The following is a 16601-nucleotide window of genomic DNA, read 5'->3' as shown; positions in this document are numbered from 1 at the left end:
AAATGAGTGACTGAACATTAACGCTAAGCGTCGCTATTAGCGATTGATCTGTTGCTTCAATGCCGTTGAGGCTTTAAAGCTGGGCTGATTGTAGCCGTCGATTTCGATGCTTTCGCCCGTTTGTGGATTACGGCCCGTTTTAGCGACATGGTATCTCAATTCAAAGGTGCCAAATTGTGGCAGGTAGATTTTTTCACCTTCGCTTAAGGCGATGTGGATCTGTTGCAAAATCTGCTCAACCACAGGTTTAGTGCTCGCTTGCGATGCATTGAGCTCGGCGGCAATACGTTGGATAAGTTGTCCTTTGTTCATAGAAACCTCTGAAGTCAGCTTAGGTTCAATCGAAGGGGAGTTATAACAAGCTCGCCTTAAGATTGAAAGCCATAGCCAGCTTAGCGCGGTCGAGTGGTGTTTTATTGACTGGCTTGTAACTTTATTGAAAACAGAGTGTTGGTATATTGAGCGGTAATCTTGTCGGTTTTGAGTGCTTGTCAGTTTTGAGTCGAAAACTTAAGCGCAACTGGGTTGCGCTTAAGTCATGAGCTGCATTATTCAACGGCTGGCTTATGTGAGGCCAACTTTTTAAAGTTCGCCTATGAAAAGAGCGTTTCTTCCAGAGTGCGGCCTTTCAGCAGCATCTTATATTGCCACTGATGTTGGTTGAAAAGGGTAAATAGGCGCATTTCAATATCACTGTTCTGTGCTTTTTCTGCATCCGTGGCAAGCTGGATAATAAACACTTTGCTCTGTTTTGAGCTGACGTTCACCACGCCCGCCAGTTTCACCACTTCCGCTTGCAGCACCTCACTGTCACAAGTTTGCATGGTTAACGTTAGGTAATCACTGTCGGTCGATGCATGCATAGACACGGCTTGGCTCAGTTGGCCCTTATCTAAATACAACACCTGATCGCACAGCTTTTCGAGCTCATCGAGATTATGCGAGCTGATCATAAAGGTCGTGGTGGGCGATAGGGCTTTGACCAGCTCGCGGACTTTTTTCGCATTGGCAGGGTCGAGTCCCGCCGTCGGCTCATCCAATAACACTAATTCTGGCGAGCCAATGAGCGCCTGCGCAATCGATACGCGTTTACTCATACCGTGGCTAAGACTGGGTGGTTTTTGCTCGGCGACGTCAGCCAAATCGACTAAGGTCAATACGCGAATGGCCTCTTGTCTGGCTTGTTCAACGCCCATGCCCTGCAAACGCGCGAAAAAGCTTAATTGGCTAACAATGGTCAAATTGGGATCGAGCACCGCATCCTGGGGTAAAGCGGCAATTTTACCTAAAAGTTTAGGGCTATTAGGCGCTTCACCGAGCAGGGTTATTGTCCCGGCACTTGGCGACATATAGCCGCATAACAGGCTAAAAAGCGTGGTTTTACCTGCACCATTGGGACCGACAAGGGCGATGGGTGCACCCGCTTCTAGGCTGAAGTTAACATCATTCAGCGCCTTTTTGCTGCCGTAAAGCTTTGACAGTCCTTGGCATTGGATCAGACTCATAGCGAGCTCCTTTGCATATACATTCTGCCGAGTAAGAGGGCCGCAGCGGTTTGGATTAGTGGAATGGGGGCATAAACTAAACTGTTGAGTCCATTGGTATTGAGCATGTCCGACAACTGAGCACCGGGTAATATCCATTGTAACTGAGCCAATACGTTAGATTGGCTGCCTAACACCATGATGGCGATGGAAATCACTGTCCATAAAATGGTCGCAAACACCATAGCTTGGCGTGCCGTGCGCGCATACAGGGACAATAAGGTCATCACTGCCGTGTAGGGCAAGATCACTATGATGAGGTTAAGGCCAACTAAGGCGCCAGAGGTTAACGCTGGTAAAAAAAGCTGGCTGTCACGGCTGAGCGCGAGGGCGACAGTGGCGATAATCGTCAATAGGATCAGCAAGCCTTGGATCAGAATTTGGCCGAGAAAACGCCCGAACAATAAGCTGTCACGGCTAGTGCGCAGGGTTAAAAAGCGCAGTGTGCCACGGGTTTTATCGGAAGAGAATTGATCGGCGGCGATCAAAATACTGAACAGTGGGAATAAATACAGCGCAAAGCACCAAAACACCGCCATTTCGGCTACAGGCCACTCAAAGAGCACGTTGAGGGTATTGGCCCCAAATAAGCTGTCGATGACATCTTTTACATTGGGCTGCAATAACATCGCCGATGCGCTTTGAATGGGATAAAGCAGGAGTACGCCCCACACTAAACCAAAGGCGACCAAGGCGATGATCCCTCGGGTATTAAATAAAAATTTACGCAGTTCAAACATGGCGATAATAAGCATGTTGTTGAAACTGCTGGGTGGATTATTGGTCATTTGCTGTCTCTATTATTCTTGACGCTATGATTAGCTTTAAAAGACGATTAACTCAACGAGGCGATTAACTCATCGAGCTTTTGCGTCAGTTCAGCCACCTGTTGCTCAAGCTCTGTCACTCTTTGGGTTAATTCATGCGGCTCAGCAGCCAAAGACACTGCGACATGGGCGGCACTATGGTTGGTAGTCTGGCTGGCAGTATGAGTATTATCTGGCTGCGCAGTTTCGAGCTGCGACGAGGCGGCAGAGAATAATTCCACATAACGGGATTCGCGGCGACCGGCTTCTCTGGGCAACTGTTTTAAGAAAGGTTTTTCGCGGCTCATTAATTGGCGGATGCAATCTTCCACTTCGATCACGTCTTTAAATTCGTGTAGGCGATTACTGCGAGTGCGCAGTTCTCCTGGCGTTTGTGGACCACGTAATAGCAACAAACAGACGATGGCGAGTGCTGCGGAGGACAGTTGAAGTTCACTGAATTCGGTATTGCAGAATCTGTGCTTGTATTTCACGACGCGGCTGCCGAATCCCGACTGTTCGCTGATCAAACGTTTCCGATTTAGGGAATCAACGGCGATTTGCACTTGGGTTTCACTGAGTTCGAGTACCGGCTCGCGACTGGTTTTTTGATTGCAGGCTAAGGTCAATGAGTTTAGCGAGAGAGGATATTGCTCTGGGGTGGTGATTTCTTTCTCAAGCAGGCATCCGATGACTCTGGCTTCGTGTAACGTGAGTTCCATATAAGCTCCAAAGAAAAAAGCATGGCTTTGTTTATAACAGAGCCATGCTTAATATCCTAGGAGTTGTCAGTCAAACTTTGCCTTAGTGGCGGTAAACTGTACAATTTTAACGCTAAGTACTGAACAGAGTTGATTATTCTGCTGTTTCAGTTAAACGCAGGCCATCATTATCTATACTCAGTTGACCATTCTTAAATAAGCCACCTATGGCTTTTTTGAAGGCTTTTTTACTCATACCAAGCTGATCGTAAATGATTTCAGCATCGGTTTTATCAGTCAGAGCTAAGAAGCCGCCAGCCTGTTTGAGTTTGATCAGAATGATGTGGGCGTGCTTATCTAATTCTTGTTTACTGCCTTGTTGCAGCACAAGATCAATTTTACCATCACGGCGCACTTGTTTGATGAAACCTTTGAGTCTTTGGCCGAAACGCAGTTTTTGGAACACTTCGTTTTCGTAAATCACGCCCCAATGGGCATGATTAATAATGGCTTTGTAGCCTAAATCTGTGGTGCCGCCGATATATAAATCGACCTGCTCACCGACAATGTACTCTGGCTCTGTCTTATCGAGGAACTTATCGATTTTTGATGAGGCCATGATGCGTTCATCGGCGCGGTTAGCGTGCACATAAACCAGATAAGAGCGACCTTCTTCGATAGGCTTGTGTTGCTCACCAAAGGGCAGCAATAAGTCTTTATCTAAGCCCCAGTCTAAAAAGGCGCCATAAGGACCGGTTGCAACGGCTTTTAAATAGGCAAATTCACCTACCTGTGCCAATGGACGGCGCGTGGTGGCAATCACGATATCTTCAGAATCTAGATACAGAAACACGTCAAGCAGATCACCGACTTGGCAGTCTTTTGGGGTGACTTTGTTTGGCAGCAGTACTTGCCCTAATTCGTGGGCGTTTAAATACACGCCAAAGCTGACTTGTTTTACAACCTCAAGTTTGCAGGTTTTACCTATCTGTACCATGGATCTCTCTGTGCATAATGGAATGTGATTCGGCTGCGATTATACACTTCGGTGCTGAAACTGCAGCATTATTGTCTTTGGGTTTTATCTTAGGGCGATTCAGCCGTTAATCATCACCGCTGTTTAGTTGGATGTTGGTAAGGGCTATGACAAGAAATGTGGTTGGAAAAGTGATGAGGATTGTTACTAGGAATGACCTCATATTGGTATCTGGGATTGTCTTAAGTTTTAAGGTGGAATTGCGCCTCGGTTTATGGCTTAGGTTTATGGCTTATTGGGGCTGAATTTTGCAATGTGATATTGAGCGCTAGGCTTTAGCCAATGACTGCACGTGGGCGGGGCTAAAGTGACACACAAAATGAAGGGTTATTTGCGGCAATAAATGTCAAAAAAGTTACAAAGGCTATTAAAAAATATTGAACAGACGAGTACGGCGTTCATGCGCTAACTAGCTAATATTATTCAGCTTAACGCTAATGCTCAGTAGGTGGTTGTTAAGCGGGTGTTTATTATATTTTAATGCAAAATATTAAATGAGATTCTTGCTTGCATTCTGTGACATTGCGCGGTTTAATTGCGCCGTTCAACGACTTCGCTCGTTAGAGACATTACAAATATTACGTGAGTAGTAAAGGTTTTATGGTTCAGCAGTCATTAACCGTGTAATTGACAACATATCGAATTACATGGGGTTAAGAGGGTTTTTATTAGCTAATGCACAAGCATCCATTTTTTGCACTTTGCCTAAAAGTGTCACAATGCCAACGCTCGATTGTCGTGCCATACGATGATACTGGCCTTAAGCATCTCACGTTGATCCGCATCAATTCTGGCCGCGAAGAAGCCAATAGTCCCCTGTTAAAATAATCTTGCCTAGAGATAAGCTGGTTTGGCGTTTTCGCTAGTTCGGTGTTGTCGGTTTTCTACTTGTGTTATCGGTTTCTGAAGGTCTTAACTTCTTTCGAACGTCTTTAAGCTGCTTATTAGCTTGATGTTTTAAGGATACGACTCAGGACTTCATTCGGCTTTTTGACGGTATTTGCGGCCTTTAGCCTTAAGATAAATGCAAGCGAGTCAAGTAAAGATAGCTTTACTGGGAGAAGGGAATAAGCTTCTTCATCAATATGATAGGATATAGTGCGTTAAGATGAATTGTCTCTTGCGCTATTAATGAAAATCGCGGCAATGTCACTTACACTAGCGTGACGTTGCGGCATTAAGTAGAAGGTAAAATCTACCTTCGTGTATGTCAGGTAAGGTGTCCCTTTGCCTGGGTTTGTCGAACGGGCGGTTGTGCTATTAAGTCATAACCGTTTAACCCATTTTTTAATAGACGGGCTAAATAATAATGAATGATTGGTCTATTGATGATGCTCGTGCTGGGTACAATGTTACTCACTGGAGCCAAGGTTTTTATGGGATCAGCGATCACGGTGAGGTGACAGTGTCACCGGACCCAAAAAATCCTGATTACAAGATTGGCTTAAATGAGCTAGCCAAAGACATGGTTAAAGCGGGCGTCGCTTTGCCTGTACTAGTTCGTTTTCCGCAGATCCTGCACCACAGAGTGAACAGTTTGTGCCAAGCATTCGACCAAGCGATACAGAAGTACGAGTATCAGGCGGACTATTTGCTGGTTTACCCGATTAAAGTAAACCAACAGCAAACTGTGGTGGAAGAGATCCTGGCGAGTCAGGCATCAAAAGAAGTACCACAACTGGGTTTAGAAGCGGGCAGTAAGCCTGAGCTGATGGCTGTGTTAGCCATGGCGCAAAAAGCCAGTTCAGTCATTGTATGTAATGGTTATAAAGATAATGAATATATCCGTTTAGCACTGATTGGTGAAAAGTTAGGCCACAAGGTTTACATCGTTTTAGAAAAATTGTCTGAACTGAAAATGGTGTTAGCTGAATCTAAACGTTTGGGCGTTAAACCGCGTTTAGGTTTGCGTGCGCGTTTAGCATTCCAAGGCAAAGGCAAATGGCAAGCAAGCGGCGGCGAGAAGTCTAAGTTTGGTCTATCAGCTGCGCAAATTTTGCTGGTTGTTGAACAGCTAAAGCAAAACGATATGCTGGATTCGTTGCAATTGCTGCATTTCCACTTAGGTTCGCAAATTGCGAACATCCGTGATATTCGCCAAGGTGTGAGTGAAGCGGGTCGTTTCTACTGTGAACTACGTGAATTAGGCGCAAGCGTTAACTGCTTCGACGTCGGTGGTGGTTTAGCGGTAGATTACGATGGCACACGTAGCCAAAGTAATAACTCGATGAACTATGGCCTGACCGAATACGCCAACAATATCGTTAACGTATTGACCGACATCTGTAATGAATACGAGCAGCCTATGCCACGTATTATTTCAGAGTCTGGCCGTTACTTAACCGCGCATCACGCTGTGCTGATCACCGATGTTATCGGTACTGAAGCCTATCAGCCTGAAGATATTCAACCGCCAGCGGAAGAGTCACCACAGTTATTGCATAACATGTGGCATTCATGGTCAGAGATCAGCGGCCGCGCCGATCAACGTGCTTTGATAGAGATTTATCACGATAGCCAAAGTGACTTACAAGAAGCGCATTCGCTATTTGCTCTTGGTCAATTGAGCTTGGCAGAACGTGCTTGGGCTGAACAAGCTAACCTGCGTGTGTGCCATGAAGTGCAAGGGCTATTGAGTGCGAAGAACCGTTATCACAGACCGATTATTGATGAACTCAATGAAAAGTTAGCCGATAAGTTCTTTGTTAACTTCTCATTATTCCAGTCATTACCCGATGCTTGGGGTATTGATCAAGTGTTCCCAGTATTGCCGTTATCGGGTTTAGATAAAGCCCCTGAGCGCCGTGCTGTGATGCTCGATATCACCTGTGACTCCGACGGTATTGTTGATCAATACGTTGATGGTCAAGGGATTGAAACTACATTGCCAGTACCAGCCTGGAGTGCGGATAGCCCGTACCTGATTGGTTTCTTCCTTGTGGGCGCATACCAAGAAATCTTGGGTGATATGCATAACCTGTTTGGTGATACTAACTCTGCGGTTGTTCGCATCGAAGATAACGGTGTGACTAACATTGAATCGGTATTGGCGGGTGATACTGTCGCTGACGTATTGCGTTACGTTAACTTAGATGCAGTGGCCTTTATGCGCACTTACGAAGAGTTAGTGAATCTGCATATTGCCGAAGATGAACGCGCACAAATTTTAGAAGAACTGCAAGTTGGCCTGAAAGGCTACACTTACTTGGAAGATTTTTCTTAAGATATTTTTCTTAAGATTTAGTGTGTTAAAATAAATCAGCCTAAGGTCACTTAGGCTGATTTTTGCTTTCTGGACGATATTTATTTATCGTTCGTGGGAGCCAAATTGGTATAAAGGATGTCGACAGCAAGGGCGCATAGCGTTTAATGGGGTTAAGGATTTGATGTTTTTTGAAGGCTCAGAAAAGAAACTTGAGATCATCGTGGCGGCGTCTGCGCTGAATTTACGCGAACTCGATGTGAGCTTTTGGTCAGCCTTAGTCAATTGTGCCCATGCCGAGATTTTGTCGCAGATTAGTAATGCTGACTGCGATGCTTACCTGTTGAGCGAATCCAGCTTATTCGTATGGCACGACAGATTTGTCATGCTCACCTGCGGCAATAGCACTTTAGTGGATGCCGCTTGTTATTTTATCGATGCGCTTGGCGTATCTGCGATGGCGCTGGTGAGTTATCAGCGTAAAAACGAATACCAAGCCCACCTGCAAGCCAGCAGTTTTGCCGATGATGTCGGCAAGCTGCGTCAGCGTATCGCGGGTAAGGCAATGAGAGTGGGGCATTTAGACAGTCACCATCATTATTTTTTCTGCTCTGACAGTGATTATCGAGCACCAAAGGATGATCAAACCAGTGAGCTGCTGATGTACCACATTCGTGGTGAATTGGCCGACAATCTTAATGGTGGCTCGCAAAGCAAAGCTGAAATTTGCGCCGCACTCGAACTTAACGATTTACTCCCCGAATTTGAGATTGACGCCCATTTATTTGACCCCTCAGGTTTTTCGATGAATGGCCTCTGGGGCAAATATTATGTCACCTTGCATATCACGCCCCAAAGCGAGAATGCCTGCGCTAGCTCCTATGTGAGCTTTGAAACGAATCTGGATTTAGCCCAGTATCCGCAACAACTCTTAAGACGATTATTAGCACTATTTTCTCCCGTCAGTTGGGACACTATTGGCTTTAATATCAACGACTCAACGCAGGGATTTCCTGCCCATTTATGCTTAGGGCGTGGCTCATTAACGACTGAGCAAGGTTATGATATTCGCTTTAGCCACTATCAGCAGCTTGATGCTGAAGTGCTGATCCCTGAATTCATGTAAATTTTTGGCATTTACTTAAGGAAACCCCATGACAGATCTCAGTGATATCCGCCGCGAGTATGCTAAAGGCGGCTTAAGACGTGCCGACTTACCGCAAAACCCAATGGACTTGTTTGAACTGTGGATGACGCAGGCGAGGGATGCGGAACTTAGCGATCCAACGGCTATGTGTGTGGCGACTGTGGACGAACACGGCCAACCTTTTCAACGGATAGTGTTACTTAAAAGTTTTGATGACACTGGTTTCGTATTTTTTACTAACCTTGGTAGTCGCAAAGCCCAGCAAATTGCCGCCAATAATAAAGTCAGTTTGCATTTCCCTTGGCATCCTTTAGAGCGGCAAGTGTCGGTACTCGGTGAAGCGCAGTCGTTGTCTACCGCCGAAGTGCTTAAATACTTTATGACCCGTCCTAAGGACAGTCAAATTGCCGCTTGGGTGTCGCAGCAGTCGAGTAAACTTAGCGCGAGACAAGTACTTGAAGGTAAATTCTTCGAAATGAAGGCTAAGTTCGCTAAAGGCGATGTGCCTTTACCCAGTTTTTGGGGCGGTTACTTAGTCAGACCTTCGAGTATCGAATTTTGGCAGGGGGGAGAACACAGGCTGCATGATCGTTTTATTTATACTCGCCATGAGACTGAGTGGGAAATCGATCGTTTAGCGCCATAGTCGGGTGCCCCCTTTGGTATTGCATTGCCTAAAACTGAGTCTGTGAACCTAACAGCAACAGAGTGAAAAGACATTGAGTGATTATAAAATTTGGGTAGATGCGGACGCGTGTCCCAATCCTATCAAAGAAATCCTGTTTCGTGCGGCGGAGCGTAAAGCTTTGCCGCTGGTGCTGGTGGCTAATCAAATGATCCGCGTACCGCCATCGCCCTATATCAGCCAAATCCGCGTTGGAGCGGGTTTTGATGTGGCGGATCAATACATTGTCGACCATGTTGAGCCAACGCATTTAGTGATCACCGCGGACATTCCCTTAGCGGCTTTAGTCATCGAAAAGGGCGCCTTGGCACTCAATCCCCGTGGCGAGCTTTATACCGTCGATAACATAAAACAAAAGCTGACGATGCGCGATTTTATGGAAGACTTACGGGGTTCAGGCGTGCATACCGGCGGACCGGATTCGTTTTCCCAAGCGGATAAACAGGCGTTTGCCAATAGCTTAGATAAATGGCTAGTGCGTGTATGAAGTATAGTTTACTGGTCGCTAATGGATAAAAAGAGTATCTTTAGCTGCAGTTAGGCTATAGGGATCAGGTTTAACTGGGTAAGATTTTAACCTGCATCTTGAGGTTGTTTGGGTATAAACTCACTCTTTGAGGATGAATATGATGAAAAAATGGATGGGAATTCTTGCCTTATCGGCGATCGCCAGTTTTAGCTGCGCCGCGCAATGGCAAGTAATGGATCAAGATTCGCGAGTCAGTTTTATTTCGGTAAAGAAAGGTGACATTGGTGAAGTCCATCACTTTAAACAGCTCAAAGGTACGCTAAAAGAGGATGGTCAATTCGAATTAACCATTCCGTTAATGGGCGTCGCCACTGGTATTGATGTCCGCGATGAGCGGATGCAGAATTTATTGTTCGAAGTGTCTTTATATCCTGAGCTTAAACTGTCGTCTCAAGTTGACACTAAAATGCTAAAAGATCTCGGCATTGGTGAGACTAAAGTCGTTGATATCGATGGTAAAATTGCATTGCATGGTAAATCGCAAACTAAAACTTTTTCGGTAATTATCACTAAAGTTTCTGATAAAAAGCTGTTAGTGAACAGTTTTCAGCCGATAATTGTGAATGCCAATGAGTTTGATCTTGTCGCAGGCATTGATAAATTACGTGAAATTGCGGGTTTATCGAGCATTAGCCAAGCTGTTCCTGTGTCATTTGTACTAACCTTAACTCAGTAACTTCAATAAGATTGGTGTAGATCAATACGTCAGTTATCGAAGATAGGCTAGAGTTAAATAAGTGGCGTATGCTGGATCTCGATGAGAAGCCGAATTTTCGGCTTCTTTGATATTTCCGATTGTGGTATTAATAGCACCACACTAGATATTAAGTTAATGAGTTTAAAGGGTAAAAAATGGTCACAGATAAAGATGGTTACATGCATTTGGTCCAGTATTTAACTGAACATCTTGGCTTATTTGAAACACCAAGTTCTGAGGTGATTTCAGACGATACTGTGATGGAATTGTTTGAAGAGCAATTGTCGGCGCAGATCATTATGGTGTGTGGTCAAAATCCGTCATTGTCTTTCGCGCAGCGCAACATGATTATCCGCGAAGTTGATGCGATTGTGTATGATTTAGAAGAGATTTTAGCTTCAGTTGCCAATCATAAAGCTACACCTGCTCAGACGTTATTTATTACCGAATTTTCCGGTTTAATTAAGAATTTGTTCGATCAAGAAATCGCTAAACAACAAGTCAGCGCCTAATCAGAAGGGCGCTTTAGCTTTGAGTGGCAAGCCGCTCAAATCGGCTTAACGTAAAATAAACTACTCTCTTTTCCAGCATTTATGTCATTGTCTGTGTATCTTTAGTGTGTGAGCTTTAACTATTTCCCCTTCGTGTATTGATAAGGAGTATCCAATGCTAACGATCTCTTCGGGCCATGCCCATGACATATTGGCAGTCGTCGCATCTGGTCGTATTAACCATAAGGATATTGAAGGCTATCTAGTTCCCGCCATTGAAGCTAAGCTGCAAGATCACGCCAGTATTCGCCTCTGGTACGAATTTTCCCCTGAGTTTGAAGGTATATCCGTCGCTGCTCTGTGGGACGATGCAGTACTTGGTTTATTTCACTTAAGTGATTTCTCAAGAGTGGTGATGATTGCTAACGAAGCTCAAAAAAGCGCTATGGTCAATGCGCTTGCCTGCATGCTGCCGTGCCCTGTAAAGGTTTTTTCTGCCGATGAGCAAACCCAAGCTAAGGCATGGCTTGATCAGTAAGCCGACTTCTTTATTGCGACGCTAAGCTTGTACTAAGCGGCCAATGACACTGTATGTGTGTGCCTTGGTTTAACTGGCTGCTGATGGTAAGGCTGCCATTGAGATCGTTTTTAAGCCACAGATTGATACAGGTTAAGGTCCCGAGGCAGAGTTCTTGCTCCAGTTCCTGCCGCAATTGTGTGAGCTGCGCCTCCGTCATACCAATGCCATTATCGATAATACTGATCTGCAGCACGTCGTTCGATTTGTCGATGGCGATGGTGATTTCACGCTGTTCGTTGTGAGTCTTAAAAGCATGATTCAAAGTGTTAGTGATTAAGCGATAGAAGAGTTGCAGATATTGCCAAGCAGGGCCATCGATGATGATGTTTTCCTCGCAGTTGAGCACTATCTCTACGTTTGCTTTCGTTAATTGCACTTTTAGCAAACCTAAGAGATGGCGCATAAATTGCGCGAGATGTAATGGACGAATATCGTTTTGATGATTGGTCAGCAGCTGGGCAATATGCCGCAATTTCTCGGCCTGAGTTACCATGATTTCGGTGATCTGAGCTCTGTAATTTGCCTCGTCCGTGTGCTGCAGTTGGCAAACTTTGGCGAGTAGCTGATCTTGCTCATGCATGATCTGCGTCATCATTTCAGCTAAGAAGTTTTGCATTAGCTGTTGGCTTTGTTCACGGCTGAGATTGAGTTGATGATGCTTCTCAAGCATTTTAGTTAATGCTTCTTGCTCTTGGTAAAGCTCATTATTATGTTGATTGATAAGGCGAATTTGCTCTTGTAGATGATTGAGCGTCTCGACTTGCCCTAAGAGTAATTTATCCTGTTCTTGCTCTTTAATCTTTTTCAACGTGATATCAAAGGCGATAGCGCCGACCGCAATCACAGTATCGTCATCATCTTTTATCTTAAATTTGGTCACGATATAAATAAGATTCCCCAGTGGCGAGGGGATGGCCTCTTCAAAATTAATGGCTTCGTTATTGTGCAGTACGCGCCGATCATTCTGTTGATACTCGTGGGCAAATTGGCTGGGAAATACCTCAAAATCCGAGGCGCCAATAATGCGTCTGCGTTCTATGCCTAAAATTTCACAATACTTGTCATTCACCAGAATATATTTACCGTGCAGATCTTTGACATAGATAAGATTTTGGGAAAATTTCAGCAAAGCCCTTAGTTGTTCCTTATGGCGCTTTAATTCAAGTTGGAATAGGTTCTGACTCTGTAATTGCTGCTCTAGGGCAAGATTACTGGCATCTAAACTCGCCATGGCGACTTCAAGTTGTTGAGTGCGCGACAGGAATGTCTTGGCTAATAAGCCAATTTCGTCGTGACTGTCTTTGGCTTTAAGTTCGATAGAGGCGGAATCATTACGCTTTAGGGCTTGGACGATTTCAATAATCGGGGTAATAAACAGCCGATGTTGGAGTAAGAATAGGAGGATCAAGCCTAAAAGCTGGATGCACACTAAATAAATACCAACCTTTTCAACTAAGTGTTTGGCGGTATCTTGCAGCGGCGAAATCGGGGTGACAACTAACACTTTCCAATAGGTATTGGGCATCAAAAATACCGAAACCAGGGACGCCGTTTTCAAAATGGGATCATGGGCTAAGGTCACTGAGGTCAGTAGTTTTGGGGTGGTGAAATGGTTTAAGGCATTGTTATTGACTATGGCGGCTAACATGTCGCGCTCATCTTGATGACTTAGCCGAGTCAAATGCTGCATCTGTTCTTGGGTAAATACGCGCTCGGCCACGGCTTCTTCGATAAAGGCTTTATCCGCATTCTGTAATGCCGCTTCGATGGGGCTGAAGTCTGGCTGTTGGCTGGCGAGATGATTAAAAGTGACAAAGGTGTGGCTGGTATTGGCTTGATGCTGAAGATTATTATTGCCATGGGGATAGGCGAGCACTTGGTTTTGATGATCTAAGGCAATGACATAACCCCTGACATCGACCATAGCATTGCGTAGTAGGGCATTGAGCTTTTCTAAGCTGATATCCACAGTGGCGGCACCAATAAACTGATGGTCCATCCACATAGCGCCTGAAGCCGTGATCATGGATTCATGGGTGGTGGGATCGAAATAAGATTTTGACCAGAAAATTTTGCCCGCAGGGAAATAGCGCGTCGGGCGATACCATTCTTCGGTGTGATAACTAGGAAACGTGTCCTTGTTATAGCTATCAATCGCGACTAACTCGTCGTTTACATTGTGGGCCCAGAATAGGCTATCCCGGAATTTTTGCTGATTAAACGCGCCGGGTTCGGGCCAGACGCCACCGCCAGAGATGATGCGTTGCTGGTTATCGAGCGTCAGCAAGCTGGGGATGGTTTTCACCAGTTGCTCATGATCATACCGATAAAGTTTTGCAATACTGGAAATGGAGCCGACAACGGTTTCGACCTGTGAAGTCATTTCCTGCAGTTTGGCTATGATTAACTGGCCATAGTTCTGGTTTAACACGGCTTGTTGATCAAGCACTTGTTGACGCTGAATGCTCAGAATGACCCAAGCTGTGCTGCAAATCAAAATAGCGGCAATGACGAGTTGGATAAGGCTAAATTTGAACGGCAAACTGTTTTGCCATTGGGTTAAGGCAGTGTGTGGCTCAGATGTCGAACTTTTTCCCATAATCACCAGTTTCCAAATCACCACTTTTCATTGAGCCAGTGTAGCGCGTTCTCGCTGTTTTGCTATTGGCATATGTCTAAGTTGCAGGGATTGAATGGGATAAGCGGCGGGAATCAGTCGTAAACTGTGAATAAAATCGTTAATAAAAAGGCAGGGTTGATCCCTGCCTTATCTCAAACTTGTTACTTATAAAGAGAAGGTTTATTTGAACCACTCAGGATAGGCACAATAAAGAGTAACCAAGCCACTAGGAAGCCACTGAAAGCTACTACCATCCATTCGGCCATTGTCACACCCATAAAGACCCAAGGCACATCAGTACACATGCCAGTAGGCATCATAATGGAAGGGAACCATTCGTGTAATGGCATCCAAGCTGGGAATTCAGGTAAGAATGAACACGTTGAGAAAGGCGATGGGTTGGTTTGCATGTCTACCAGCGATAGCGCTAGCTTTAATCCCCAAGTTGCACTGACTGCCCAAACAATGGCCGCGAGAATCCTCACGATGCGATATTTTGGCGCTGTCATGCCGATAAGACCGGCCGCTAATATACCAAATACAGCAAGTCTTTGATAAATACACATAACGCAAGGGTCGAGTTTCATTATATGTTGAAAATACAGTGCGCTTAACTCTAAGCCGAGGGCTGTGCCTGCGAGAAGAAACCAAGACGAACGGGAATGGGCAAAGCGTGTAATGACAGTCAAAGTGAGCTCCATATCAACAAAAAACGCCCTCAGACATGGGGCGTTTTTTGGACTCTACTTATTTAATAAAGTTCAGTCAATAGAGAAGATTAATGTCCAGACACTGTGCCCAACACTTCTTTTGCACTGTGATGGATGATTGTATGGGAATCATAGAAATATTGAGTGGCTTGTTCTAAGAATCCCGTTTGGATCGCCATAACGCCCACAATGGATAGCACAATAGTGTAGGGCAATGCCATCCATACCATTCTGCCATAGGATAAGCGGATCAGCGGTGCTAAGGCTGAAGTCAGTAAGAACAAGAACGCCGCTTGACCATTAGGTGTCGCCACCGAAGGTAAGTTAGTTCCGGTATTAATCGCAACGGCCAGTAAGTCGAATTGATCACGGGTGATTTGGCCATTAATCAATGCCGCCTTTACTTCGTTGATATACACAGTGCCGACGAACACGTTATCACTCACCATAGACAATAATCCGTTGGCGATATAGAAAATCACTAATTGGGTATTGCCTTCATAACCCAGTGCCCATTGGATAACGGGGGCGAATAAGTGTTGATCGATAATCACGCCAACAACCGCAAAGAACACCGCTAATAATGCGGTAAAAGGCAGTGCTTCTTCGAAGGCTTTACCAAGGGCATGCTCATCGGTGACGCCATTAAAGGCTGTGGTTAAAATAATCACAGAAAGACCAATTAAGCCCACAGAAGCTAAATGTAAGGCAAGACCTGCGATTAACCAGACACCCACGAGTGCTTGGACGATTAACTTCATGTTGTCTTTATTAGTACGGCGCGCATCTTCATGGGCGGCATATTCACATAAGATCCGATGAACGGCCGTTGGCAATTTAGCGCCATAACCAAAAATGCCAAACTTTTCAACTAAGTAGCAGGTTAAGATACCAGAAATCAATACTGGGACTGTAACTGGTGACATACGCACGGCGAATTCACCAAACTGCCAGTTGGCCTGTGCAGCAATGATCAAGTTTTGAGGTTCGCCTACCATAGTGCATACGCCGCCGAGTGCAGTACCGACACCCGCATGCATTAACAGATTACGCAGGAAGCCACGGAATGCACCGAGTTCTTCTTCGTTTAACTGATCTTCGCCCGCAGCGTTTTTACCTTCGGAGGTATGATCGTGATCGGCGCCGAAATCTTTTCCAGAAGCGACCTTGTGGTAAATAGAATAGAAACCCACAGCGACCGCGATAATCACGGCAATAACCGTTAACGCATCTAAGAAGGCAGATAAAAACGCCGATGCCAAACAAAACATCAGTGACACTAAAACTTTAGAACGCACTTTGGTAATAATTTTCGTGAAGCCAAATAGCAGCAATTGCTTCATGAAATAAATACCAGCGACCATAAACACCAAGAGTAATAATACTTCTAGGTTGGCTTCTATTTCATGTAAGACTTGGCTTGCCGATGTCATGCCAATTGCGACAGCTTCAATTGCTAATAATCCGCCAGGCTGTAATGGATAACATTTTAATGCCATTGCTAAGGTAAAAATAAATTCAAGCACCAATACCCAGCCGGCCACGAAGGGGTCGACATAGAAAAAGAGTAGTGGATTGATAATTAAAAATGACAGTATTGCGGTTTTGTACCACTTAGGAGAATTTCCTAAGAAGTTCCCAATAAACGCCTGACTCATTGTCGCCGGCATGGCAGCCTCTCTTCTAATTATGTTAAAAATTGCACGTGTTTAATATCAATACCTGCGTTTGTTAAATCAGTCTAGCCTAAAGAGAAAGCTAATGTAACGAGATACTGATACCCACATTTCAAAAAGCGGAGCTAATCGGCAAAAATGACGTTTGTTGCCTTGATCTTGGTCGTTTTTTTGAGC

The 16601-nt window shown here is 45.0% G+C and carries 16 protein-coding genes; 8 read left to right on the top strand and 8 right to left on the bottom strand.

Features of this window, described 5'->3' with window-relative positions; translation table 11 throughout:
- Positions 1-36 precede the first annotated feature (36 nt).
- The 5 genes from Q4Q49_RS14815 to Q4Q49_RS14795 form a co-directional block, all read right to left on the bottom strand.
- Positions 37-312: an HU family DNA-binding protein gene (locus tag Q4Q49_RS14815; RefSeq protein WP_311999704.1), complete on the bottom strand. Its 276-nt coding sequence runs from the start codon at positions 310-312 to the stop codon at positions 37-39.
- A 281-nt stretch (positions 313-593) separates the two neighbouring features.
- Positions 594-1505 carry an ABC transporter ATP-binding protein gene (locus tag Q4Q49_RS14810; protein ID WP_311999703.1) on the bottom strand — a complete coding sequence of 304 codons (912 nt, stop codon included), beginning with the start codon at positions 1503-1505 and terminating at the stop codon, positions 594-596.
- Positions 1502-2332, bottom strand: coding sequence for an ABC transporter permease subunit (locus Q4Q49_RS14805; protein WP_106650248.1), 831 nt, complete (start codon positions 2330-2332; stop codon positions 1502-1504). The genes Q4Q49_RS14810 and Q4Q49_RS14805 overlap by 4 nt, the downstream gene beginning before the upstream one ends.
- A 47-nt stretch (positions 2333-2379) precedes the next feature.
- Positions 2380-3072 carry a DUF480 domain-containing protein gene (locus Q4Q49_RS14800; RefSeq protein ID WP_311999702.1) on the bottom strand — a complete coding sequence of 231 codons (693 nt, stop codon included), beginning with the start codon at positions 3070-3072 and terminating at the stop codon, positions 2380-2382.
- A 133-nt stretch (positions 3073-3205) separates the two neighbouring features.
- On the bottom strand, positions 3206-4048 hold the full coding sequence (locus tag Q4Q49_RS14795) for a S1-like domain-containing RNA-binding protein (protein WP_311906892.1): 843 nt from the start codon (positions 4046-4048) through the stop codon (positions 3206-3208).
- Between the two features lie 714 nt (positions 4049-4762).
- On the opposite strand from Q4Q49_RS14795, the gene Q4Q49_RS14790 reads away from it, so the two are divergent.
- From Q4Q49_RS14790 to Q4Q49_RS14755, 8 genes are all read left to right on the top strand, one after another.
- Entirely contained in the window at positions 4763-4915 is a 153-nt protein-coding gene (locus tag Q4Q49_RS14790) for a hypothetical protein (RefSeq protein ID WP_011846564.1), read from the top strand.
- 481 nt (positions 4916-5396) lie between these two features.
- Positions 5397-7310, top strand: coding sequence for a biosynthetic arginine decarboxylase (speA, locus tag Q4Q49_RS14785; RefSeq protein ID WP_311999701.1), 1914 nt, complete (start codon positions 5397-5399; stop codon positions 7308-7310).
- Positions 7311-7473: 163 nt separating this feature from the next.
- Positions 7474-8415: an adenosylmethionine decarboxylase gene (locus Q4Q49_RS14780; protein ID WP_311999700.1), complete on the top strand. Its 942-nt coding sequence runs from the start codon at positions 7474-7476 to the stop codon at positions 8413-8415.
- Between the two features lie 28 nt (positions 8416-8443).
- Positions 8444-9082 (top strand): pyridoxamine 5'-phosphate oxidase, encoded by a 639-nt coding sequence (gene pdxH, locus Q4Q49_RS14775; RefSeq protein ID WP_311906893.1) that lies wholly within the window; start codon positions 8444-8446, stop codon positions 9080-9082.
- A 73-nt stretch (positions 9083-9155) separates the two neighbouring features.
- Positions 9156-9608, top strand: a complete 453-nt coding sequence (locus Q4Q49_RS14770; protein WP_220776286.1) for a YaiI/YqxD family protein — start codon at positions 9156-9158, stop codon at positions 9606-9608.
- Between the two features lie 142 nt (positions 9609-9750).
- On the top strand, positions 9751-10326 hold the full coding sequence (locus Q4Q49_RS14765) for a YceI family protein (RefSeq protein ID WP_311999727.1): 576 nt from the start codon (positions 9751-9753) through the stop codon (positions 10324-10326).
- A 176-nt stretch (positions 10327-10502) separates the two neighbouring features.
- The gene (locus Q4Q49_RS14760) at positions 10503-10859 is read left to right on the top strand and encodes a DUF3802 family protein (protein ID WP_220776284.1); all 357 of its coding nucleotides are present in this window, start codon (positions 10503-10505) and stop codon (positions 10857-10859) included.
- 154 nt (positions 10860-11013) lie between these two features.
- Entirely contained in the window at positions 11014-11376 is a 363-nt protein-coding gene (locus Q4Q49_RS14755) for an STAS/SEC14 domain-containing protein (protein ID WP_311999699.1), read from the top strand.
- A gap of 10 nt (positions 11377-11386) precedes the next feature.
- On the opposite strand, the gene Q4Q49_RS14750 is transcribed toward Q4Q49_RS14755, so the two are convergent.
- From Q4Q49_RS14750 to nhaB, 3 genes are all read right to left on the bottom strand, one after another.
- Positions 11387-14017, bottom strand: a complete 2631-nt coding sequence (locus Q4Q49_RS14750; RefSeq protein WP_311999698.1) for a PAS domain-containing protein — start codon at positions 14015-14017, stop codon at positions 11387-11389.
- A gap of 182 nt (positions 14018-14199) precedes the next feature.
- Positions 14200-14727 carry a disulfide bond formation protein DsbB gene (dsbB, locus tag Q4Q49_RS14745; RefSeq protein ID WP_006081282.1) on the bottom strand — a complete coding sequence of 176 codons (528 nt, stop codon included), beginning with the start codon at positions 14725-14727 and terminating at the stop codon, positions 14200-14202.
- An 89-nt stretch (positions 14728-14816) separates the two neighbouring features.
- A complete protein-coding gene (gene nhaB / locus Q4Q49_RS14740; protein WP_006081283.1) occupies positions 14817-16418 on the bottom strand; it encodes a sodium/proton antiporter NhaB in 1602 nt (533 codons plus the stop codon).
- Positions 16419-16601 lie beyond the last annotated feature (183 nt).

The sequence above is a fragment of the Shewanella sp. SP1S1-7 genome (assembly GCF_031932105.1).
Lineage (GTDB): Bacteria > Pseudomonadota > Gammaproteobacteria > Enterobacterales > Shewanellaceae > Shewanella > Shewanella baltica.
This window is presented reverse-complemented; position numbering and strand designations above follow the sequence as displayed.